General features: G+C 66.8%; 21 protein-coding genes. 3 read left to right on the forward strand and 18 right to left on the reverse strand.

Translation table 11 applies throughout. The annotated features are described in order from the left end of the window. Positions 1 to 13: 13 nt before the first annotated feature. The 12 genes from nuoK to AAFP30_RS25120 form a co-directional block, all read right to left on the reverse strand. Positions 14 to 313: an NADH-quinone oxidoreductase subunit NuoK gene (gene nuoK, locus AAFP30_RS25065; RefSeq protein WP_419232756.1), complete on the reverse strand. Its 300-nt coding sequence runs from the start codon at positions 311 to 313 to the stop codon at positions 14 to 16. Next, positions 310 to 1,113, reverse strand: a complete 804-nt coding sequence (locus AAFP30_RS25070) for an NADH-quinone oxidoreductase subunit J (RefSeq protein WP_419232757.1) — start codon at positions 1,111 to 1,113, stop codon at positions 310 to 312. The genes nuoK and AAFP30_RS25070 overlap by 4 nt, the downstream gene beginning before the upstream one ends. Then, positions 1,110 to 1,658 (reverse strand): NADH-quinone oxidoreductase subunit NuoI, encoded by a 549-nt coding sequence (nuoI, locus tag AAFP30_RS25075; RefSeq protein WP_419232758.1) that lies wholly within the window; start codon positions 1,656 to 1,658, stop codon positions 1,110 to 1,112. Before nuoI ends, AAFP30_RS25070 begins: the two co-directional genes overlap by 4 nt. Beyond that, positions 1,651 to 2,955, reverse strand: a complete 1,305-nt coding sequence (gene nuoH / locus AAFP30_RS25080) for an NADH-quinone oxidoreductase subunit NuoH (protein ID WP_419232759.1) — start codon at positions 2,953 to 2,955, stop codon at positions 1,651 to 1,653. Before nuoH ends, nuoI begins: the two co-directional genes overlap by 8 nt. Further along, complete coding sequence (locus tag AAFP30_RS25085; RefSeq protein ID WP_419232760.1) at positions 2,952 to 5,357, reverse strand: NADH-quinone oxidoreductase subunit G; 2,406 nt, start codon at positions 5,355 to 5,357, stop codon at positions 2,952 to 2,954. Before AAFP30_RS25085 ends, nuoH begins: the two co-directional genes overlap by 4 nt. Further along, positions 5,354 to 7,405 (reverse strand): NADH-quinone oxidoreductase subunit NuoF, encoded by a 2,052-nt coding sequence (gene nuoF, locus AAFP30_RS25090; RefSeq protein ID WP_419232761.1) that lies wholly within the window; start codon positions 7,403 to 7,405, stop codon positions 5,354 to 5,356. Before nuoF ends, AAFP30_RS25085 begins: the two co-directional genes overlap by 4 nt. After that, entirely contained in the window at positions 7,402 to 8,730 is a 1,329-nt protein-coding gene (gene nuoD, locus AAFP30_RS25095; protein WP_419232762.1) for an NADH dehydrogenase (quinone) subunit D, read from the reverse strand. Before nuoD ends, nuoF begins: the two co-directional genes overlap by 4 nt. Further along, positions 8,730 to 9,428, reverse strand: coding sequence for an NADH-quinone oxidoreductase subunit C (locus AAFP30_RS25100; RefSeq protein ID WP_419232763.1), 699 nt, complete (start codon positions 9,426 to 9,428; stop codon positions 8,730 to 8,732). The genes nuoD and AAFP30_RS25100 overlap by 1 nt, the downstream gene beginning before the upstream one ends. Further along, a complete protein-coding gene (locus tag AAFP30_RS25105; RefSeq protein WP_419232764.1) occupies positions 9,425 to 9,979 on the reverse strand; it encodes a NuoB/complex I 20 kDa subunit family protein in 555 nt (184 codons plus the stop codon). The genes AAFP30_RS25100 and AAFP30_RS25105 overlap by 4 nt, the downstream gene beginning before the upstream one ends. A gap of 38 nt (positions 9,980 to 10,017) precedes the next feature. Beyond that, the gene (locus AAFP30_RS25110; protein WP_419232765.1) at positions 10,018 to 10,428 is read right to left on the reverse strand and encodes an NADH-quinone oxidoreductase subunit A; all 411 of its coding nucleotides are present in this window, start codon (positions 10,426 to 10,428) and stop codon (positions 10,018 to 10,020) included. A 128-nt stretch (positions 10,429 to 10,556) separates the two neighbouring features. Continuing rightward, positions 10,557 to 10,967, reverse strand: a complete 411-nt coding sequence (locus AAFP30_RS25115; protein WP_419232766.1) for a hypothetical protein — start codon at positions 10,965 to 10,967, stop codon at positions 10,557 to 10,559. Positions 10,968 to 11,022: 55 nt separating this feature from the next. Then, the gene (locus AAFP30_RS25120) at positions 11,023 to 12,099 is read right to left on the reverse strand and encodes a D-alanine--D-alanine ligase family protein (RefSeq protein WP_419232767.1); all 1,077 of its coding nucleotides are present in this window, start codon (positions 12,097 to 12,099) and stop codon (positions 11,023 to 11,025) included. Between the two features lie 65 nt (positions 12,100 to 12,164). On the opposite strand from AAFP30_RS25120, the gene AAFP30_RS25125 reads away from it, so the two are divergent. Continuing rightward, the gene (locus AAFP30_RS25125; protein ID WP_419232768.1) at positions 12,165 to 13,484 is read left to right on the forward strand and encodes a UDP-N-acetylmuramoyl-tripeptide--D-alanyl-D-alanine ligase; all 1,320 of its coding nucleotides are present in this window, start codon (positions 12,165 to 12,167) and stop codon (positions 13,482 to 13,484) included. On the opposite strand, the gene AAFP30_RS25130 is transcribed toward AAFP30_RS25125, so the two are convergent. Both AAFP30_RS25130 and AAFP30_RS25135 read right to left on the reverse strand, forming a co-directional pair. Next, positions 13,481 to 14,242: a MerR family transcriptional regulator gene (locus AAFP30_RS25130; RefSeq protein ID WP_419232769.1), complete on the reverse strand. Its 762-nt coding sequence runs from the start codon at positions 14,240 to 14,242 to the stop codon at positions 13,481 to 13,483. The two genes, AAFP30_RS25125 and AAFP30_RS25130, sit on opposite strands and share 4 nt — an antisense overlap. A 62-nt stretch (positions 14,243 to 14,304) precedes the next feature. After that, positions 14,305 to 14,745 (reverse strand): hypothetical protein, encoded by a 441-nt coding sequence (locus AAFP30_RS25135; RefSeq protein WP_419232770.1) that lies wholly within the window; start codon positions 14,743 to 14,745, stop codon positions 14,305 to 14,307. 66 nt (positions 14,746 to 14,811) lie between these two features. On the opposite strand from AAFP30_RS25135, the gene tgt reads away from it, so the two are divergent. Next, positions 14,812 to 16,077, forward strand: a complete 1,266-nt coding sequence (tgt, locus tag AAFP30_RS25140) for a tRNA guanosine(34) transglycosylase Tgt (protein ID WP_419232771.1) — start codon at positions 14,812 to 14,814, stop codon at positions 16,075 to 16,077. Positions 16,078 to 16,187: 110 nt separating this feature from the next. Here tgt and AAFP30_RS25145 read toward each other — a convergent pair whose 3' ends face one another. Together AAFP30_RS25145 and AAFP30_RS25150 are read right to left on the reverse strand one after the other, a co-directional pair. Further along, positions 16,188 to 17,462 carry an alpha/beta hydrolase family protein gene (locus tag AAFP30_RS25145; RefSeq protein ID WP_419232772.1) on the reverse strand — a complete coding sequence of 425 codons (1,275 nt, stop codon included), beginning with the start codon at positions 17,460 to 17,462 and terminating at the stop codon, positions 16,188 to 16,190. Positions 17,463 to 17,491: 29 nt separating this feature from the next. Next, positions 17,492 to 18,121: a hypothetical protein gene (locus AAFP30_RS25150; RefSeq protein WP_419232773.1), complete on the reverse strand. Its 630-nt coding sequence runs from the start codon at positions 18,119 to 18,121 to the stop codon at positions 17,492 to 17,494. Between the two features lie 79 nt (positions 18,122 to 18,200). On the opposite strand from AAFP30_RS25150, the gene AAFP30_RS25155 reads away from it, so the two are divergent. Next, entirely contained in the window at positions 18,201 to 20,870 is a 2,670-nt protein-coding gene (locus AAFP30_RS25155; protein ID WP_419232774.1) for a LuxR C-terminal-related transcriptional regulator, read from the forward strand. 1 nt (position 20,871) lies between these two features. Here the strand turns inward: AAFP30_RS25155 and AAFP30_RS25160 are convergent, their stop codons facing one another. Next, the gene (locus tag AAFP30_RS25160; protein WP_419232775.1) at positions 20,872 to 21,633 is read right to left on the reverse strand and encodes an SDR family NAD(P)-dependent oxidoreductase; all 762 of its coding nucleotides are present in this window, start codon (positions 21,631 to 21,633) and stop codon (positions 20,872 to 20,874) included. Between the two features lie 3 nt (positions 21,634 to 21,636). Further along, the gene (locus tag AAFP30_RS25165) at positions 21,637 to 23,049 is read right to left on the reverse strand and encodes a DUF1254 domain-containing protein (protein WP_419232776.1); all 1,413 of its coding nucleotides are present in this window, start codon (positions 23,047 to 23,049) and stop codon (positions 21,637 to 21,639) included. Positions 23,050 to 23,090: the final 41 nt, after the last annotated feature.

A 23,090-nucleotide genomic window follows, 5' to 3' on the forward strand; every position in this document is an offset into this window, starting at 1 on the left:
GGGGCAGAACGGGTCAGCGTTTCAGCAGGTCGGCATTGTCGACCGACGCCGAGCGGCGGGCCCGGAAGATGGTCATGATGATGGCCAGGCCGATGACGACCTCGGCGGCGGCAACCACCATGGTGAAGAAGGCGATCACCTGACCGTCGAACGAGCCGTGCATGCGGGCGAACGTGACGAATGCGAGGTTGGCGGCGTTGAGCATCAGCTCGACGCACATGAACACGACGATCGCGTTGCGGCGCAGCAGCACTCCCGCCGCACCGATGGTGAACAGCAGCGCGGCCAGGTACAGGTAGTTCTCCGGGTTCATCGCCCGCTCCCCAACCGGCGGCGGATGCTGGTGCCGTCGGACTCCGGTTCCGGTGCGGCGGTGGTCTGCGGCCGTAGAGTGTCGTTGACCGACAGCTCCGACGGTGTGCCGTCGGGGAGTAGCGCGGGTACGTCGACGGCGTTGTGCCGGGCGAACACGCCGGGACTCGGGCGGGGTGTCATGTCGACGCCGGTCAGGAACCGCTCCTCGGACAGCTCGCGCTGAGATCGTCGGGGTCCGAAGCGTTCTCGGTGTGCCAGCACCATGGCACCGAGCGTCGCGGCGATGAGTAGAGCTCCGGTGAGTTCGAACGCCCACAGATAGCGCACGAAGATGAGTTCGGCGATGGCCTCGATGTTGCCGTTGCCGCCCCCGACCACCGGATCGACCGACGGTGCGCCGGCGAACACCGCCAGGGAGGCACTGCCGATCGCGGCGATCAGCAGCACACCGAAACCGATACCGAGAGCCACCGCGGCAAAGCGTTGCCCGCGAAGGGTTTCGGTCAACGAATCCGAGGAGTCGACACCGATCAGCATGAGGACGAACAAGAACAGCATCATCACCGCGCCGGTGTAGACCACCACCTGCACGACACCCAGGAACAACGCACCCTGCGCGACATAGAAGATCGCGAGGATGATCATCGTCGTCGCCAGGAAGATCGCCGAATACACGGCCTTGGTGGCGAACACCACGCCGAGGGCGCCGAGCACCGCGACTGCGCCGAGCACATAGAACTGGATCGCTTCGCCTGTTGAGGTGCGGGTGAGTTCGGCCGCGAGATCGATCGTCGTCATGGCTTGTCCTCTACCGGTGCGCGATTCACCAGCTGCCCGTCCTTGGTCACCTCGCCGCGGTAGTAGTTCTCCTCGGTGGAGCCGGGAGCCATCGCATGCGGCGGTGGTGTCACGTCCGACGGCAATGGCGCCAGGAGTCGGTCCTTCTCGTAGATGAGGTCGGCACGGTTGTCGTCGGCGAGTTCGTAGTCGTTGGTCATCGTCAACGCGCGGGTGGGGCACGCCTCGATGCACAACCCGCAGCCGATGCACCGGAGGTAGTTGATCTGATAGACGCGGCCGTATCGCTCACCGGGAGAGTAGCGCGCGTCCTCGGTGTTGTCGGCACCCTCCACGTAGATGGCGTCCGCCGGGCACGCCCACGCGCACAGTTCGCAGCCGATGCACTTCTCGAGTCCATCGGGATGCCGATTGAGTTGGTGCCGACCGTGATAGCGGGGTGCGGTTGGCGCCTTCTGCTCCGGATACGACTCGGTGATGGTCGGCGCGAACATGCCGGAGAAGGTGACCTTCATCCCGCTCATCGGTTTGAGGAAGTCAGGCATCGGAGGTCTCCTTGGCCGTGTCGGTGGGCGGTCGCGTGGTGGTCGGCAGTACCTGCCCGGGCAGTGGTGGTACCGGGAAGCCGCCGGCCATCGGATCGAACTCGGCGGCCGCTGGTTTCGCGTCGGCCGCGGGCACGTTGGGGGCGCGCATCAGTCGCCACACCGCGTACAGGATCAGCGCGGTGACGACGATGCCTGCGGCGGCTGAAACCAGCGAGCGGGTGAGGTCGTGGTCGCCGACCGCAACCCGGATCACCGCGACGACCATCACCCACGTCAGCGAGATCGGGATGAGGACCTTCCAGCCCAAGTTCATGAACTGGTCGTAGCGCAGGCGCGGGAGGCTGGTGCGCAACCAGATGAAGATGAACATGAACACCCAGATCTTGAGGGTGAACCACAGGATCGGCCACCAGCCGGAATTGGCACCGTCCCAGATGGATATCGGCCAGGGGGCCTGCCAGCCGCCGAGGAAGAGCGTGGTCGCCAGTGCGGACACGGTCACCATGTTGATGTACTCGGCGAGCATGAACATCGCGAACTTCAACGACGAGTACTCGGTGTGGAACCCGCCGACCAGTTCGCCCTCGGCCTCGGGCAGATCAAAGGGTGCGCGGTTGGTTTCGCCGACCATCGAGATCGCGTAGATCACGAACGACGGCAACAGCAGCAGCACATACCAATGATGTTCTTGCGCAGCGACGATGCCGGACGTGGACATGGTACTTGCATCCAGGAAGACCGCGGCGAAGCACAGACCCATCGCGATCTCATACGAGATCACCTGAGCGGTGGACCGCAGACCACCCAGCAGCGGGTAGGTGGAACCGGACGACCAGCCGGCCAACACGATGCCGTACACACCGATCGAGGTGATCGCCAGGACGTAGAGCACGCCGACGGGAAGGTCGGTGAGCTGCAACGGGGTCTGGTGTCCGAACACCGACACCATCGGCCCGAACGGGATCACCGCGAACGCCATCACCGCCGGCACCACCGCGATGATGGGTGCCATCAGGTAGATGAGCTTGTCGACGCCGACCGGGACGATGCCCTCCTTGAGCGCGAGTTTCACACCGTCGGCCAGGCTCTGCAGCATGCCGTGGGGCCCCACCCGATTGGGTCCGATCCGGGACTGCATGCGGGCCATGATCTTTCGTTCGGCCAGAATTGCGACCAGCGGATTGGCCACCAGGAATCCGAACACCGCGACGGCCTTGATGGCGATCAGCCACCATGGGTCGTGGCCGAAGTCGGCGAGGGTGGGGAAATCGGTCGCGACCGCGGAGGTGGTCATCGGGTGGCCTCCGCGGTGATGGTGACGACGTCGCCGGGCGCGGCGCCCAGCGCGATGGGTACCGATGCGCCGGGCGAGTTCATCGGCACCCACACCACGTCGTCGGCCATATCGGTGATGGTCAAGGGCAGGGTGATGCGGCCGCGGTCGGTGCCTACGGTGACCGGGGTGCCGTCCACGGCGCCGATCCCGGCGGCCGTGGCGGCCGAGAGTCGCACGACCGGGGTCCGAGCGGTCCCGGCCAGGTGCGGCTCGTTGTCCTGGAGCCGACCGTCGTCGAGCAGCATCCGCCAGGAGGAGAGCACCGCATGCCCGGCGCTGACCGGTGTCCCGGGCGAAACGTGCTGGTGTGTCGACATTGTCGACCGCGCCCCGCGCCACACGCCGATCCGATCGAGATCGGTGCGGATCGTCGTCGGGTCATCACACCGCAGGGTGACACCCAGTTGCGCCGCCAGCGCGGTGAGTACACGGTGATCCGACAGGGTCCCGGTCTGGGTGAGAGCGGTACCGAACGGGCGGGCCCGTCCCTCCCAGTCGACGAACATGCCGGACTTCTCCGCGACCGTCGCGACCGGCAGTATCACGTCGGCGCGGTCGGTGACCTGACTGCGTCGCATCTCGAGGCTCACCACGAATTCGGCTGCCGCCAAGGCAGACATCGCCGCGGTGGGATCGGGCAGATCGGCGATCTCGACGCCGCCGACCAGCAGCGCCCCGAGTTGGCGACCTCGGACCGCGTCGATGATGCCTGCGGTGTCGCGGCCGGGGGAGCTCGGTAGGTCGAGAACCTGCCAGGCCTGCGCCATTTCTGCCCGCGCACCGGCGTCGGCGACCGGGCGACCGCCCGGCAACAGGTTGGGCGCTGCACCCACCTCGAGCGCTCCGCGCTCACCGGCACGCCGGGGAATCCACGCCAGCCGGGCGCCGGTGCGTTCGGCCAGCGCAGCAGCCGCACTCAGTCCGCCGGGCACCGAGGCCAGCCGTTCGCCGACGAGGATGACCGAACCGGGGGCCGCGACGGCATCCGACGCGGTGATCGAGTTCAGTACGGACGGCTCATCTCCCGGAACCGTCTGCAACAGAGCGCCGTTCAGCTTGGTCACGCCGCGGCTGCGCCAGGGGGCGATCGCGGTCACCTGCTGTCCGCTCTGGCGTACGGCGCGCCGCAGCCGGACGAAGACGATGGGGGATTCTTCTTCGGGTTCGAAGGCCACCAGCAGCACCGCCGGGGCGGCGGCCAGTTCCCGGTAGGTGACGTCGTCGGCCCGGGACGCGATGTGGGCGGCCAGGAACTCGGTCTCCTCGGCACTGTGCGCCCGGGACCGGAAGTCGATGTCGTTGGTGTCCAGCACGGTTCGGGCGAATTGTGCGTAGGCGTAGGCATCCTCGGCGGTGAGCCGTCCACCCGGCAGCACACCGGTGCGTCCGCGGTGTAGTGCAAGTCCCGCGGCCGCATCGCGCAGCGCGTGTGCCCACGAGACTTCGTGCAGTTCACCCTTCGTATCCCGGACCATCGGAGTGGTGATGCGATCATCTGCGGTGGCGTAGGCGAACGCCCATCGGCCCTTGTCGCAGTTCCATTCCTGGTTGACCTCGGGATCGTCGCCGGCCAGGCGACGCAATACCTTTCCGCGGCGATGGTCGGTGCGCTGGGCGCACCCGCTGGCGCAATGCTCACACACACTCGGCGTGGACACCAGGTCGAACGGCCGTGCCCGGAATCGGTACGCGGTGCCGGTCAGCGCACCAACCGGACAGATCTGTATGGTGTTGCCGGAGAAATACGATTCGAATGGTTCGTCAGCGTAGATCGAAACCTGCTGTAGGGCACCACGATCCTGCAGGCTGATCAACGGGTCACCGGCCACCTGATCGGAGAATCGGGTGCAGCGGGCGCAGAGCACGCAGCGTTCCCGGTCGAGCAGCACCTCCGACGACAGCGGTACCGGCTTGGTGAAAGTGCGTTTGGTTCCGGTGAACCGGGATTCGCCGCGACCCGACGACATCGCCTGATTCTGCAAGGGACATTCGCCGCCCTTGTCGCAGACGGGGCAGTCGAGCGGATGATTGATCAGCAGGAGTTCCATCACGCCGCGCTGTGCCTTCTCGGCGATCTCCGAACTGCGTTGCGTATGAACCACCATGCCGTCGGTCACCACCGCGGTGCACGAGGCGAGTGGCTTGCGTTGCCCCTCCACCTCCACCAGGCACTGCCGACAGGCGCCTACCGGATCGAGCAGTGGGTGATCGCAGAAACGGGGGATCTGCACGCCGATCTGCTCGGCCGCGCGGATGATGAGAGTCCCTGGTGCGACGGAGATCTCGGTGCCGTCGATGGTCACGCTGACCAGCTCGGGTTTCTGTTCGGCGGCGGTGGCGCCGTCATGGACGGCGGTCATCGGATCTCCCCGAGGTCGGCATACGCGGTCGTTGCGTGCGGGTCGAAGGGGCAGCCACCGCCGAAGTGGGCGAGGTACTCGTCGCGGAAGTACTTGAGGGAGGAGACGATCGGGCTGCCCGCGCCGTCGCCGAGTGCGCAGAATGATTTGCCGACAATGGTGTTCGTGACATCGGCCAAGGTGTCCAGGTCGGTTTCGGAGCCGTCACCGGCCTCCAATCGCCGCAGCAGTTGCACCAGCCAGTAGGTACCCTCCCGGCACGGCGTGCACTTGCCGCAGGATTCGTGGGCATAGAACTCGGTCCACCGCAGCACTGCCCGCACCACGCACGTCGTCTCGTCGAAGATCTGTAACGCCTTGGTACCCAACATGGAACCGGCCTCGCCGACGCCCTCGTAGTCCAGCGGCACATCGAGGTGTTCGGCGGTGAACATCGGCGTCGACGACCCGCCCGGTGTCCAGAACTTCAACTCGTGGCCCGCCCGTACGCCGCCCGCGCGATCCAGCAACTCGCGCAATGTGATTCCCAGGGGAGCTTCGTACTGACCGGGTCGGGTGACATGCCCGGACAGGGAGTACAGGGTGAAGCCCGGCGATTTCTCGGTACCCATGGAGCGGAACCAATCGACGCCGTTGCGGATGATCGACGGCACGCTGGCGATGGATTCGACGTTGTTGACCACGGTCGGACTCGCGTACAGGCCCGCGACCGCGGGGAACGGCGGGCGCAGACGCGGCTGCCCCCGTCGGCCCTCCAGTGAGTCGAGGAGCGCGGTTTCCTCACCGCAGATGTAGGCGCCGGCCCCGGCGTGGATCACGAGATCCAGGTCGAAGCCGGACCCGAGGATGTTCTCGCCGAGATAGCCTGCGCTGTAGGCTTCTTCGACCGCGGTACGCAGTCGCCGGATGACCGACGCGACCTCGCCGCGCACATAGATGAACGCATGCCGCGCACGGATCGCATAGGAGGCGATGATCGCACCCTCCACCAGCGTGTGCGGCGACGCGAGCATGAGCGGCATGTCCTTGCACGTACCCGGCTCCGACTCGTCGGCGTTGACCACCAGGTAGTGAGGCTTCGCGTCGGGATCATCGGACTGCGGAATGAATGACCACTTCATGCCCACCGGGAAACCGGCCCCGCCGCGTCCCCGCAACCCCGACGCCTTCACTGTCTCGATGAGCGCATCCGGCTGCTGCTGCAACGCCTTCCGCAGCCCGGTGTAGCCGTCGTGCGACTCGTAGTTCCGCAACGTCCACGACTCCGGCTCGTCCCAGTACCTGCTGAGGACCGGAACGCCGTCTTCATCACTGGATGTGGCCCTTCGTGACGGTCCTCCGCTAGCGCTCCGGACCTCCTCAGGGATCGGGGAGGGAGCGGCAGCCTCCTCCACCCCCGCCAACAACCGAGCTGTCTGCTGAAACGAGCACACGTTTCCGGTGCCGCGGGCCGGTGTCGCCACCACGCCCGCCCGCAGATCCTCCACCAACTCGATTGCGCTCGAGGGGGTTTGCTCGTCGAAGAACTCCCAATTGACCATCACGACGGGAGCATGGTCGCAGGCGGCGTTGCATTCGACGTGTTCGAGGGTGATGCGGCCGTCGGCCGACGACTCGCCGGGCGAGAGCCCCAGGTGTTCTTCGAGAGCCACGAGTATCTCGTCGCCACCCATCGCCGCGCACAGCGTGTTGGTGCACACCCCGACGAGATACTCGCCGGTGGCCGACCGTCGGTACATCGAGTAGAAGGTGGCGACGGCAGCAACTTCGGCCGAAGTCAGATTCAGTTGTGCTGCACAGAATCTGACCCCGGCCCGGGTGATGAATGCGTCGTGCGATTGCACCAGGTGCAGCAGCGGCAGCAACGCCGAGCGGTCCTGCGGATAGCGGGCGATGATCGCCGTCGCCTCCGCGGCGAGTCGCTCGGTGACATCGGCCGGATACTCTGCCGGCCCGTCGAAACTGATCGACGGGTGCGGCGCAGGCGGGATGATCGGCACGCCCTCGGCAGGCGGTGCGGTCAAGTCCACGAACACCGGATCGGTCATCGGTCAACCCCTCCCATCACCGGGTCGATACTCGCGACGGCAGTGATCACATCGGCGACCATGCCGCCCTCGCACATCGCCGCCACCGCTTGCAGATTCGTGAACGACGGATCGCGGTAGTGCACCCGATACGGACGGGTGCCGCCGTCGCTGACCATGTGCACGCCCAACTCGCCGCGCGGCGATTCGACGGCCACATAGCACTGGCCCGCCGGCACCCGCATCCCTTCGGTCACCAGCTTGAAGTGATGGATCAGCGCCTCCATGGAGGTGCCCATGATCTTCGCGATGTGCTCGGGGGAGTTGCCGAGTCCGTCGGGGCCGAGGGCCAGATCGGCCGGCCACGCGATCTTGCGGTCCTCCACCATCACCGGCCCCGGCTGCAGCCGGTCGAGACACTGCCGCACGATGCGCACCGACTGCCTCATCTCCTTGACCCGGATCAGGTAGCGGCCGTACGAATCACACGCATCGTCGGTGATGACGTCGAACTCGTAGTTCTCATATCCGCAGTAGGGCTGCGATTTTCGCAGATCGTGCGGGAGCCCCGTGGACCGAAGGACCGGCCCGGTGATGCCGAGTGCCATGCACCCGGTGAGGTCCAGGTAGCCGACACCCTGGGTGCGGGCCTTCCAGATGTAGTTGTCGTTCAACAGGTCCCCGAGCTGTTCGAGCCGGCCGGGGAGCAGGTCGAGGAGCTCGGCCACCTTGTCCGGTCCGTCGGCGGGGAGATCCTGGGACACTCCGCCGGGCCGGATGTAGGCGTGATTCATCCGCAACCCGGTGATGTACTCGAACAGATCGAGAATCATTTCGCGTTCCCGGAAACCCAGGAACATTGCGGTCACCGCACCGAGTTCCATGCCGCCGGTCGCGAGCGCCACCAGGTGCGACGAGATGCGGTTGAGCTCCATCAGCATCACCCGGATCACGCTGGCGCGCTCCGGGATGTCGTCGGTGATGCCGAGCAACTTCTCCACGCCCAGGCAGTAGGCGGTCTCGTTGAAGAACGGGGAGAGATAGTCCATCCGGGTGACGAAGGTGACGCCCTGCGTCCAGTTCCGGTATTCGAGATTCTTCTCGATCCCGGTGTGCAGGTAACCGATTCCGCATCGCGCCTCGGTGACGGTCTCGCCCTCGATCTCCAGGATCAGCCGCAGCACACCGTGAGTCGACGGATGCTGCGGACCCATGTTGACGACGATGCGTTCGTCGCCGGGCTGGGCTGCTGCACGCTCGCGGACGGAGGTGACGATCTCGTCCCAGTCCTGCCCGGACACCGTGTAGGTGCGGGCGGCCTCGCTGTTGTCGGCTTGCGTGGTCATCAGCTGTACGACCTTCGCTGATCGGGGGGAGCCACGCGGGTTCCCTTGTACTCCACGGGAACCCCGCCGAGCGGATAATCCTTACGTTGCGGATGGCCCTGCCAGTCGTCCGGCATCTCGATACGGGTCAGCGAGCGGTGGCCGTCGAAGATGATGCCGAAGAAGTCGTAGGTTTCGCGTTCGTGCCAGTCGTTGGTGGGGTAGATGTCGCAGAGACTCGGGATGTGCGGATTGGAGTCGGGGCAGGCCACCTCGAGGCGCAGCCGCCGATTGTGCGTGATCGACGCCAGCGGATAGACCGCATGCAGCTCCCGGTCCTGGTCGTCAGGATAGTGAACCCCGTTGACGCCCAGGCACAATTCGAATCGTAGCGATGGCTGGTTACGCACCGTCAGGGCGACCGTGCGCAGGTGTTCGCGGCGGACGTGCAGGGTCATCTCGTCGCGGAAGATCACCACCTTCTCGATGGCGTCGTCGAAGGAGACGGTGTGCGGCGCGGGCAGCGCACTCAGGCCGTCGGCGAGTTCGTCGGCGATCTCGTCGAAATAGCTTCCGTACGGCCGTACCGAACTGCCCGGCAGGGTGACGGCCTGCACCAGCCCGCCGTAGCCGGAGGTGTCGCCGCTGCCGTGGACCCCGAACAGTCCGCGGCGCACCCCGATCTGTTCGGCGTCGCTGGGGTTCCGGGGAGAGGTCATCGCAGTAACCCCTTCATCTCGATCGTCGGCTTGGCTTGCAGCGCCGCCTGTTCCGCCGCCCAGATGGCCTGTTCCCGGTTGACGCCGAGCGGCATCTGCCCGATCTGTTCGTGCAGTTTGAGGATCGCGTTGAGGAGCATCTCCGGTCGCGGCGGGCAGCCGGGCAGGTAGATGTCGACCGGCACCACGTGGTCGACGCCCTGCACGATCGCGTAGTTGTTGAACATGCCGCCCGACGACGCGCAAACCCCCATCGCCAGTACCCATTTCGGCTCGACCATCTGGTCGTAGATCTGCCGCAGCACCGGCGCCATCTTCTGGCTCACCCGGCCGGCGACGATCATCAGGTCGGCCTGCCGCGGTGACGCGCGGAAGGCCTCCATCCCGAACCGAGCCAGGTCGTAACGCCCGGAGGTGGTGGCCATCATCTCGATCGCACAGCAGGCGAGTCCGAAGGTCGCGGGCCACAGCGAACCCTTGCGCATGAATCCGGCCAAGTCCTCGACAGTACTCAGCAAGAATCCGCTGGGGAGTTTCTCCTCGATTCCCATAGCGCGAACCTCCTTGCGTTTCTTACTAGTTCAGTCGGTCATTCCCAGCTCAAACCCCCGCGTCGCCACTCGTAGGCGTAAGCCACCGACACGTTGATCACGAACAGCGCCATCGCGCACAGGCCGAACCAGCCGAGGGCGTCGAAGGCGACGGCCCACGGATAGAGGAAGACGATCTCGATGTCGAAGATGATGAAGAGCATCGCGGTCAGGTAGTACTTCACCGGGATGCGCTGGACCGCCCGCTCGACGCGAGTCGTCGCGGACAGGCCGGCGCCCGGCGCGGTCACCGCATGCGTCTCGGTGAGCGGTTCGATACCGCACTCGTAGGGTTCCAATTTGGCGCGGTTGTACCGTTTCGGACCCACGAGCATCGCGATGCCGACCGAAAACACCGCGAACGCCACGGCAATTGCCCCGAGCACCATGATCGGGACGTAGGCGTTCATAAAGCGGCGGCCTCCCCACGGTGGTAACTGCGGCCCGGATGTGAGCTGTGACACAAGCCTACAAGCGTTCGCGGCACCGCCGCCAACGTTTTGCGGGACGTGTCGTTACGGGCAGGTAAGCGGTGCGCTCAGTGACTGCGACGCAGCAGATCGACCAGCGTCGTCGAGAGTGCGATCGGATCCACCGGCAACGTCGCCGTCGCATCGGCCCGCGACCAGTCGGCCAGCCACCGGTCGTCGGCGCGGCCGAGCAGCAACAGGATCGGCGGGCACGGATCGATCTCGTCGCGCATCTGTTTGGCCACCCCCATGCCGCCGGCCGGGGAGGCCTCGCCGTCGAGGATGACGACGTCGATCACGCCGGCGTCGAGCTGCGCGAACACCATCGGCGCGGTCGCGACTTCGATGAAACTGAGTTCGGGGAGGTCGGGGTCGGGTCGGCGGCCGAGCGCGCCGATCACCTGTGCCCGAGTGTCCGAATGATCCGAATAGACCAGCACACGCAACGCCGAAGTCGGCTGCACCTGTGGGTCTGTCACGGGGTGAACACTACCGCGCGGCCCGAGCGGGACGCGTTCGACACGGGTGCAACGCTCAGTGCTCGGTGGAGAACCCCACCCGCCGCCGATGCGCCTCGAGCGCCAGCGTGACGAGCTGATCGATCAGATCCGGATACGCCACCCCGGTCGCCTCCCAGAGTTTGGGATACATCGATGCGGGGGTGAAGCCGGGAATCGTGTTGATCTCGTTCAACAGCCAGCCCCGCCCGTCCTCCTCGTAGAAGAAGTCGACGCGGGCCATACCCACGCAGCGCAGGGCGGTGAACGCCTTGGCCGCCAGTTCCCGGACCTCGTCGGCCGCGCCGGCGGGCAGGTCCGCGGGGATCACCAGCTGTGCCGCGCCGGTGACGTACTTGTCCTCGTAGTCGTAGAACTCGCTGCCCGGCCGGATCTCCCCGGGCACCGATGCCTCGGGCGCGGTGTTCCCGAGCACCGCGACCTCGATCTCGCGTGCGGTGACGTTCTCCTCGATGATCACCACGTCGTCGTAGCGCAGCGCCAGGTCGATCGCCTTGTCCAGTTCGGCAACGTCGTGTGCCTTGGTGATACCGACCGACGACCCGAGGTTCGCCGGTTTCACGAACACCGGCAACCCCAACTCCTCGACGGCGCGCATCACGATGGTGCGGGAGTCGTCGATACCGTCGCGGAACTCGATCCACCGACACTGCGGGATGCCGAAGTGCTCGGCGACCACCTTGGCCATCGCCTTGTCCATGCAGACCGCCGACGACAGCACACCCGCGCCCACATACGGCACCTTGAACAGCTCGAGCATCCCCTGGATGGTGCCGTCCTCACCGTGCGGTCCGTGGAGCAGCGGCAGCACGACCGTGATCGCGTCCGAACCGTCACCGCGGATGGCGGTCAGCGGGTCGACGACGGTGCCGGCCGGTTCGAGTTTGTCCGGGAGATCGCTGCCCTCGGCGATCGCCGCGATGGCCTTGTCGTTGCGTAGCCACGTACCGTCCTTGGCGATGCCGATCGGCACGAGCTCGTAGGTCTGGCGGTTCGCCGCGGCGAGGACGTGTGCAGCCGTCACGCACGACACATCGTGCTCGGCGGACACGCCGCCGAAGAGGACGACCAGACGCAGCAAGGGTGAAGCCATGGCTGCCACGATACGTCCAGCGGGTATGCACAGCCGAACATGCCGCGTGCTTGTAGCGTTGCGGTGTGCAATTCAGTGCGAGTGAGGTGGCGCTGGGCGTCGGCGGGCAGTTGATCGGCGCCGATGTGACCATCGAGAGCGTCGGTATCGATTCCCGGACCGTGCGCGACGGCCAGTTGTTCGTGCCGATCGTCGCCGCCCGCGACGGCCACGAGTTCGTGCGGGCCGCCGCCGACGCCGGAGCGGTGGCCTACCTGACGTCCGAGGGCACCCTGCCGGGTGTCGACCTCCCGGCGATCGTCGTGTCCGACACCGCGGCCGCACTCGCCGACCTCGGCGGCGCTGCCCGCGACCGGCTGCCCAACCGGGTCGTGGGCGTCACCGGCTCGGTGGGCAAGACCTCCACCAAGGACCTGCTGGCCGGCCTGCTCGCGACGACCTACCGCACCACCGCCAGCGAGAAGTCGTTCAACAACGAACTCGGACTGCCGCTCACGTTGCTCGGCGCCGACGACGCCACCGAAGCGGTCGTCGTCGAGATGGGCGCCCGCGGCATCGGTCACATCGACCTGCTGTGCTCGATCGCCCGGCCCACCGTCGGCATCATCACCCGCGTCGAGGGCGTCCACCTGGAACTCTTCGGCAACATCGAGGCGATCGCCCGTGCGAAGGGTGAATTGGTCGAAGCACTTCCGGTCGACGGCCTGGCCGTGCTGAACTCCGACCACAAACACGTCGCTGCGATGGCCGACCGCACCGACGCCGCGGTCCTCACGTTCGGACTGACCCCGGAGGCCGATGTGTACGCCTCCCGGATCGCGCTCGACGATCAGCTGCGCGCCTCATTCCACCTGCACACCCCGTGGGGGGAGACCGACATCCGGCTCGGCGCGCGCGGCGAACATCAGGTGCCCAACGCGTTGGCCGCGGTCGCCGCCGGCGGGTGGCTCGGTGTCCCGATCGAGAAGATGGCCGACGGGCTGTTCGGCGCGGCACTGTCCGGGCTGCGGATGGACCTGGTGACCACATCGTCCGGCGTGCTCATTCTCAATGACGCCTACAACGCGAACCCGACATCGATGTCGGCGGCACTGCAGTCGCTGGCCGCGCTCGAGGGCCGCCGACGCTTCGCGGTCCTCGGCACGATGGCCGAACTCGGTGAAGAGTCCGCGGCCCAGCACTCGGCCATCGCCGCGCAAGCCGATCAGCTCGGCATCGCGGTGATCGCGGTGGCCGAACCGAGCTACGGCGACACCGCCCGGCACGTACCCGACGTCGAGGCCGCGGTCGTCGAGCTCGGGGACCTCGAACTCGGCGACGCGGTCCTCGTCAAGGGCAGCCGCGTGGCCGCCCTCGAGCGTGTCGCCGACGTCCTGAGCAACTAGAGGTGCTCGGCGTTCGCGACGATCACGTCGTGCACGTACTGGGCCAGTCCCGCAGCGCGGTCGTCGTAGTGCTTCGTGAACCGGGGATCGGCGACGTACATCTGCGCGAGGTTGACCTGCATCTCGTGGCTGCAGTCGTAGAACCGGTTGATCGACGCCCGATGCTCCTCGGCGAGCGCGTTGGCCTCGGGTGAACCCGGGGCCACACCGGCCGTCAGCGCGTCGGCGAGTTTCGCCTCGAGAGCGTCGGTGTCGGCCTTCACCCGGCGCCAGTCGTCCTTGCTGAACCGGCCGGTGCGCTCCTGGCTCTGCTGCCATGCATCGGTCTCACCCCAGCGTTCCTCCGCCTCGGCTGCGTACTCGTCGCCGAGCCAGTTCTGGCCGAAGATCTCGGCCTGCTCCTCGGCGGTCAACTGCACGCCCTTGCGCTTCGCGTTCATCATGTCCTCCACAGCTGCGACCATCCGGTGCAAGCGGTCGATCCGATCGGTCAGCAAGGCGCGCTGATCTGTCAGGTGCGCCATCGCGTCGACGGTCGGATCGTCGAGCAGGGTCGCGATCTGCTCGAGCGGAAAGCCCAGTTCCCGGTAGGTGAGCACCTGATGCAGGCGCTCGACGTCCCCGTCGTCGTAGACCCGGTAACCGGCGGACGTCCGACCCGACGGCACCACCAGACCGATCCGGTCGTAGTGGTGCAGCGTGCGGACACTGATGCCGACCAATCCGGCGACTTCGCCGACGGTGCGTTCCCGTGTCATCTGGTGCACTCCTTCACTCACACCGGACACTCTGCGGCCTGACGTCACGTCAGGGTCAAGCCTCAGGGCGCGAACGAGACCACCTGGTCGGCCCCGTCGACCGACCGGGTGCACGCCGCGAGCACTCCGGGGATCTGCGCCGGCCCGCATTTCCAGTCGTCGACGGTCTGGATCTGGCCGGTGGCGATCATCGGACCGTACTTGGTGGCCAGCGCCTGGGCGTCGGCGCAGTCGACCGAGCCGGCGGTGATCTGGATGTGCAGCGCGCCGTCGGGGCCGGCGGTCGTACCGCAGTCCCTGGTCCCGGTCTCACTCGCTTCCGTGGTGGACGCTGCCGACGATGCGGGCCGCGGACCGGCGACGACCGGCGCCGACGAGTTCTCTGACACCACGGTCGGGGTCGACGGCGCCGCCGCCTCCTGCTCGGACCCACACGCGGCCAGGGTCAGGCCGAGAGCAGCGGAGGCGGAGATCACAGCAAGACGAGCGATGTTGCGCGACATGGCTTCACCGTAGCGAATCGACTGCACCGGTTTGGGCCAATGGCGCGGACCTGGGAAGATGCAGCGGTGAGCACCATCTTGACCCCGGACCACTCGTTCACCGTCGGGACGTCGCTGCCCGGCACCATCGGTCGCACGGGCGTGATCGACACCCCGCACGGGCAGATCCACACCCCGGCGTTCGTACCGGTCGGCACCAAGGCGACCGTCAAGACGGTGCTTCCCGAGTCGGTGGCCGCGCTTGGCGCCCAGGCAGTGCTCGCCAACGCCTACCACCTCTATCTGCAGCCCGGACCCGAGATCATCGACGAGGCCGGTGGACTCGGCGCATTCATGAATTGGCCCGGCCCCACCTACACCGACAGCGGCGGCTTCCAGGTCATGTCGCTCGGCACCGGATTCAAGAAGGTCATCGCGATGGAGGCCACCGGCACCCCCGACGACGACCTCATCGCGCCGGGGAAGGAACGACTCTCGAACGTCGACGACGACGGCGTCACCTTCAAGTCGCACCTGGACGGGTCGTCGCATCGGTTCACCCCCGAGGTGTCGATGCAGATCCAGCACCACCTCGGCGCCGACATCATCTTCGCCTTCGACGAACTCACCACGCTGATGAATACCCGTGCCTATCAGGAGAGTTCGCTCGAGCGCACCCGACTGTGGGCGATACGCTGTCTCGCCGAACACAATCGGCTCTCGATCGCACGCGACCACCGCCCGCAGCAGTCCCTGTGGGGCGTCATCCAGGGCGCGCAGTACGAGGATCTGCGTCGCAAGGCTGCCCGCGATCTCGTCGAGCTCAGCCGCATCGATCAGGACAACGGCGGAAAAGGTTTCGGCGGCTACGGAATCGGTGGGGCACTCGAGAAGGACAACCTCGGCACCATCGTCGGCTGGGTCAACGACGTCCTGCCCGAGGACTCCCCGAAACACCTCCTCGGCATCAGCGAACCCGACGACATCTTCACCGCCATCGAGAACGGCGTTGACACCTTCGACTGCGTCTCGCCCACCCGCGTCGCCCGCAACGGGGCGATCTACTCCCTCGACGGCCGCTACAACATCACCAACGCCAAGTACCGCAAGGACTTCCGACCACTCGACCCCGAGATCGAGAACTACACCTCGCAGTATTCCCGCGCCTACCTCCATCACCTGTTCAAGGCCAAGGAAGGGCTGGCCTCGACTCTCGCGACGCTGCACAATGTTTCGTTCACCGTGATGCTCGTTGACCGAGCCCGCCAAGCGATCGAGGACGGCACCTACACCGAATACCGCGACGAGTTCTTGCGGCGGTACTACGCGGGTAGTCAAGTGCCGCGGTCTTGAGCTGAGGTGCGAGCCAGCGCCCCGCTCCCTGAGGTGCGAGCCAGCGCCCCGCTCCCTGAGGTGCGAGGCGCTAGCCGAGCCACGAAGGGCCCCTTGATATTCCGTCAATCTCACCCCATCTGCTCATCCAACCAATCGAACATCCGCTGCTCGGTGAGTTCCCGCGCCAACGGCTGGCAGTGATAGCTCGCGCCCTCCTCCTCGGTGAACCGGACGTGCGTCGAACCCGGCACCAGCGCAGCGAGTTCCGCAGGCTGATGGGTGAAGAACTGCTCGCCGTCCGGGTCGATCACGAACAGGGGTGTGGTGACCTGCCCCGCGTACGGCGTCAGGTCGTACTTCATCACCGCGTCGAGTACGGCCGAATACCCTTGCACGCCATAGGGTCGGGCGCGGAAAGCCCACGTCTCGCGAGGTCCTTTGGCGTCGGGCGCAGCCATTCCGGCGGTCAAGAGCTCGTCGAACTTCTGCTTGTCCCCGCTGTTGTAGATGTCCATGAGTTCGGCTGGAATCTTCTCCGACCACGTCTGGCCCACATCGACCACACCACCGTCGGCGATCGCGGCAGCGAAGCGATGCTCGAAGCAGATGGCGCGGCTGACCCAGTAACCCGCCTGACTCACTCCGTAGAGGCCCAATTTGTCGGCGTCGACGTCGGTGCGCTGCACCAGGAAATCGACTACGGGGGTGAGCACCTTCTCCCAGTCCGGCCGGAACGGGATGTCCCGCTCGAACAGCATCGACTGCTGTCCGGGGCCGTCGAAAAGCAGTGCGTTGTAACCACGTTCGAGGGCGCCTTCGCCGGCCTCGCACCAGACGCCGCTGAGCGATCCGTCGCTGCCGTTGTTCACCACGACTGTCGGACGCCGGGTGCCCGATGCGTCGGGGCGGAAGAACCAGCCGGGCATGCTCCCGCCCTCGTAGGGGATGTCGACACGTTCGACGGCCCAGGAGGTGTTGGCGACGAACCCTTCCCAGGCCACCCGGTGTTCACGGAAGGTCGGCACCAGGGCGTCGGTGTTGCTGCGCCCGTCGATCGAGTTGAAGGCGACACCGAGATAGTCGGAGGCACGCAAGTAGGCGCGGGCGGCACTGACCCGATGGCCGCGTGACGCACTCTCGTCGCCGATGGCTGCGACGCGGCGGCCGAGCGCGACCCATGCGTCGAACCAGGCCTCGCCATCGTCGGGTGCGACGCCGGCGATCAGCGAGAGCACCTCACCGACGTCGGACCCGCACCTGGTCGACTTCCCAAGGATCGTGCGCACCTGGAAGTCGCGGTCGATGCTCGGGTAGAACCCGGCGGTGTAGACCTCGTGCGACGGCGTGCCGCGACGGTCGAGTTGGTCGGTGGTCAGCGCCTTGCTGGTGGTGGGTGTGGACATGGTGGATTTCCTTTCGGTTGGGTGGGGTTTCAGGCGGCGGCGTCGGTCGCCGGGGTGGTGGGACGTTCTGCGGCGACCTCGCGGGTGACCTTGACGGCGCGCACGAGAGCGAGGATCGGGATCACCCATTCGAGGGCGAGCACGAGAATCGGTCGGGCGCCGGCCGAGTCCAGGTGCGCTGCGGCGATGTGACACACACCGACCACCAGCACGGTGACTCCCCAGACGGTGCTGAGCTTGCGGTTGACCGATCGGAAGGTGGGGGTGTTCCAGTACTGGCGGGGGACCTCCTGTTTGGCGAAGTCGGCGGTGAACGGTGCGACCGACGCCGTCGCGACGATGAAGGCGCCGAGCAGAAGCGAGGCGCCGCCGCGGGCGTTGAGCGTGAGGAAGTTGTCGGCCCCGGACCCACCGATGAAGGCGACCAGTGCGATGACCCCCATGATCACCGACTGGGCGACCGGCAGGATCTTGAGGCCGCCGCGCGCGGTGATGGCGACCAGGATGAGCGCCGCCACCAGGGCGATAACGGCGGACCACCCGATGGCCAGCCAGTGGGCGAGCACACCGAACAGCAGAAACGGGACAAAACCGAGGATGATCTTGACGGGATTCATGATTGTGACTCCAGTGGTCTCCGCGACCGGTCGGTCGCTCATACACTGAGTCTGCGCGGCAATGGAACCGAGTCGACTGGTCGAAACGACCAGTTCCCTTAACAGGTGGAGCGAGGTCGCAATGCACTGGAACGCTGGGGTGATCTCGGCGATCGATGAGGCGATCACCGCGGCGCGGGATGGCCGGCCGACGGTCCTCACCATCGAGGGATCGGCAGGCTACGGGAAGAGCACGTTGCTCGGCGTCGTCCGGGCGCGGCTCGACGGATTCCACGTCCTGCGCGCGTTCGGTGAGGAAAGTACGCAAGACGTCTCGCTGCAACTGCTCGACGAGTGGGACGCGCTGCCCGACGGCGTGTCACGACCGGCGCACCGGATGCAGGCCTACCGCCGGTTGGCCGATGTGGTCGACCGCCTCGCTCTGACCGGACCGGTGGCGCTGGTCGTCGATGATCTGCAATGGATCGATACGGAATCTGTCGGCGCACTCGCCGCCCTCGCGCAACGTGCGGCCGGCGATCGGATCATCATCGTCGCCGCTTGTCGGCCGCTGGGGACCCGACACCCGGCATGGCGTCGACTGATGGATGAAGCGCCGGAGGACATGCTGGCTTCCGTGTCGTTGACCGGTCTCGATCAGACTGCCGCCGACGCACTCGTCGCGGAGGTGGCATCGGACGCGCCGGATGGTCTCGCCGAACGCCTGCTTGCCCATACCGGCGGCAGCCCGTTGCACTTGCGCGCCCTGCTCCGCGAGTATCCGGCAACCGAATTGGCGGTCCTCGCCGAACGCGGCGAGTTGCCCGCACCGGCCGAACTCGCTGCGGTTATCGAGTCGCGCATCGCCGGGTTCGACCCCGATGCGGCGACGATGATGCGGGTCCTCGCCGTACTCGGGGACGACTGGCACGACCTGCCCACGGTGGCAGCCATCGGCGATATCGCGGAACCTGATGCAGCACTGCGCTTTCTGCGTGACGACGGGCTGGTCGCGGTGCGCGTCGGCAACACCGCGACCCGAGTTCGGATCTCGCACGCGGTGGTTCGGGCAGCCGCATACGCGACCATGCCACCGGACGTGCGTCGGGGACTGCATGCCGCAGCTGCGGCTCGGTTGGCCGGCACCGATCACCCTCTCCGCCACCGGTTTGCCGCGACCACCGGCGTCGACGACGGACTGGCATTCGATCTCGATCGTCATGCCGATGACCTTCATATGCACGAGCGATTCCGGGACGCAGCGCGATTCCATCGGATGGCCGCGGCGATCTCGGGTTCGGCGGACGACCGGGAGCGGCGTGAACTCGATGCGTGCTTCGAATCGATTGCGGCACATGATCTCGAGGAGGTCACCCTCGCCGGGCTCGACAGCGACTCGGATACCGCGCTGCGGGTCGTCCACGCGATGCGGTCGGTCGCCGAAAAACAATGGGCGCGTGCGGCTGCTGAACTCGATCCGGTTGCGTTCGATACCCTCGGCGGCTGGGACGCGCGGCATCGCGGTCGGGCACTCGTGCTCCGGGGGTGGACCATCGTCGCCGCCGGACGAGAGCCGATCGACGCGCTACCCTACCTCGACGAGGCACTGACCATCGGTGCCATCGATCCCGCTCTGCGCGCCCAGTTCACGTTCGCCTACGGCCAGGCGCTCCAGGCGAAAACCGTGGGAAACGAGGACATCTGGGGGTTCGAGTCCACCTTCGAGATCGACCGTGCGGAGCTCGCGGCATCGCCGGACGGACTGATCCGACTCGCGTGGCGCGGCGCCATCTACTCCCTGACCGGTAGCCCGGCGAAAGCGGTGCCGGACCTGTCCGTCGTGGTCGACGCGGTCAACGACGGGGTGCTGGACTTCACCGACGGAGTATTTCACTCGCTCTATGGGCACGCCAACTGGATGGCCGGCCAATGGCGACTCGGTGCGTCGAGCATCAATGTGGCACTGAAGGACCCAGCAATCGGACTACATCCCGCGGTGGCCGCCATGGCGCCCCTGAGCGCGCTAACGGCTCGCGACGGCACGTCGGACGCACTCGAACTGAGCAGACGAGTCAGGATGGCGGCTCCGCTACGGTCGGCCGTGCACGCCGGTGACGTCACCGCGGTGATTGCACTGGCGTACAACGGCACCGAGCAGCAGCGCCGGGCATGGCTGCATCAGCGGATCGGCGACTTCGGGGATCCGCGCACGCACCCGCCGACCGTGGTGCCGTATCTGTGGTTGCTGGCCATGGGAATCGGCTCCGCCTGGTCGGGTGACGCCGACGCCGTCGATCACTGGGCCGACCGTCTCGAGGCTCTCGACGGTAGCGACTGGCGCATCGACGGCATCGTCTGGCTGCGCACCCTGGCGGCACGATGCCGCGGTGAGACCGTCGCCGACCGGCTCACCGCATGCGCTGAACGCGGGCTGGCCGGGATATCGTCGATCGGCGCGATACTGTGGGCGGATGCAGCGAATACTGCTGCCGCCGAACACCATCGAGATCACACCGCGGTGCGTCGTCGAGCAGCGGACGCATTGGCGGCACTCGGCGCCGATGCCTACGGGCCGCTGATGTTGCCCGACAGCGACGAGCTGTCGGCGGCCACCCCCGACGACCCGCTGGACGCCCTGTCCGATCGGGAACGAGAAGTCGTGGCGCTGTTGCTGGAAGGTCTGAGTTACGCGCAGATCGCGAAGGAGCTCTACGTCACGCGCAGCACCGTGGCCTTTCATCTGTCCAAGGCATACGCGAAGACCAACACGACCTCGCGGCACGAGCTGGTGCAACTCGTGCGCGCGGCGTGAATCAGCGTGCGGTGTAACCGCCGTCGACGAACAGCGTAGTGCCGGTGATGTAGCTACCGGCGTCCGATGCGAGCAGTACGGCGGGGCCGCCGAGTTCGTCGGGTGCGCCCCACCGTCCGAGTGCGGTCATCGCGGAATACTCGTGGCGTACCTCGGGCGGCGTCGTCACCTCGGTCATCTCGGTCGTGAATGGTCCGGGTGCCAGACAATTGACGGTCACGCCACTGTGACCGAGGTCGATCGCGGCACTTCGGGCCAGGCCGCGCAGCCCCGCCTTCGACGCCGAGTATGCGGCGCGCCCACCGACCGACACCTCACCGAAGGTCGACGACAGATAGATGAATCGCCCCCACCCGCGCACGACCATCGCCGGCGCCGCCGCGCGGGTGAGTGACATGGCGGCGGAAAGGTTCACCGCGAGAGTCTGATCCCAGTGCTCGTCGGACACCGAGGACACCTCCTCCGGAAACGACACCCCGGCATTGGCGACCACGATATCGACGGGCCCGGCGGCCTGTTCGGCTCGCTCCACCAGGGCCGCGCAGTTCGCCCGGTCCGCCAGGTCGAGTGCGACGGTGTGCACCGCCACCCCCGCTTCGTCGGTGATCAGCTCTGCTGCGGCGGCGAGGCCGTCGGCGTTGCGGGAGTTGAGAACCAGGTCTGCGCCTGCGCGGCCCAGGGAGCGTGCGATCGCCAGTCCGAGTCCGCGATGGCCACCGGTGACCAGAGCGACCCTGCCGTGCAATGAGAATGGATCGGTCATCGGTCAGCTCACCCGAACCGGCGACGGCGGGAACCACTGCAGGTTACTGGGCACGTACTGCCGGAAGATCAGTCGGAACGGCCCGGCGGGTGCGGGCAGCCAATTCGAGAACATCCGCGGGTCGCGCGGCGGTGTCGACGACATCACGAGGTCGACCGATCCGTCGGGGTTACGGGTGAGTGCGGCCGGGTTGCTGCCGAGCGAGTAGCGACCGATCGGGTTGGGCACCAGAAAGTCCGAGGCGTCGTACATGGTGACCGACCACCAGCCACCGCGACCGGAGTTGACAGGCGCCAGCGGGTTGCGAGCCGGGAGATGCAACCGGTACGACTTTGACCCGTTGTACCGAGACCCCGAGTTGTCGACGGCGGACAGGAAATAGCGGGACTCACTCTGCTCATTGGCGGCCAGTGCCCACCGCGCGACGGCGGCACGGGTGGCGTAGTCGGTGCCGAAATGACCGGCCGTGGCCAGTGTGGTCCACGCACTGTGGTGAATGAGGTTGTCGGACACGGCGCTGTCGACAAGACGATCACCTACCGGCATGCCCGCTGCGAGAGCAGCGGCGCGCGGACCGGTGCTGGGGTGCGAACCGGGCGTCACGCCAACACTCGCCAGCGACGCCACCGCCGCGCGATCGGCCGCCGGCGGGGGATCCGCGGCCAGTACGTCGGCGAGTTCGTCGAAAAACACGGTGCCGTTGGCGTTGAGCTTCTGTGGTGAGCGGCCGGTGCAGGTGGGGGTCTTCAGGCCGGGCGGCACCACCGCCGGGTAGCCGACCCGGGGTCCGACGGTCAGCCGGGTCTGGGCCTGCAAGACCTGTGCCAGCGGCCATTGGTTGCCGGTGACGAGGATACGACCGAGCATCCACACATCCCACGTCGTCGATTGCAGTCGGTGCGATCCGGCGGGAATCGGTCCGCGGTATCCGGGGGGAACGACGGTGACCGACGTCGGGCCGAAGCCGGTGGTTCGGCTGCCGATGTTGCCGATCACGTTGGTGTAGGCGTCGAGGAACTGCAGGACGACGTAGCGTCCGTTGCTCGCCGGAAAGCTCAGTGTCACCGGTCCCTTGCGGAGGTCGAGAAAGGCGTTGCTGTACAGCGTGTCCGAATTGGGTGCGACGATCTCTCGGATCGACGCGTTGGCAGGAATCGGCAGATTGATGAGTGTGTTGGGTGCCCGGTTGCACAGCAGATTCGATCGGGTTCGGACCACCGCGACCGGTGCCACGCCGTACACGTAGCCATTCGCCGCGGCCTGCACCGCCGACGATGCCGGTGCCGCCTGGGCGCTGACCGGCGCGAAGATCGCGCCCACGCCGAGTGACAGAGTCGTGGCCAGGGCCGAGAATGCTGCGACCACTCCGGTCTTCGCAGAAACCCGGCGGGTGGCCGCTTTCGATGGATGAGGCATGCTGGTCTCCCTGAACTGTCGGATGGACGCGAGGATCACCC

The sequence above is a fragment of the Gordonia sp. CPCC 205515 genome, from assembly GCF_048537925.1.
In the GTDB taxonomy this organism is placed as follows: Bacteria; Actinomycetota; Actinomycetes; order Mycobacteriales; family Mycobacteriaceae; genus Gordonia.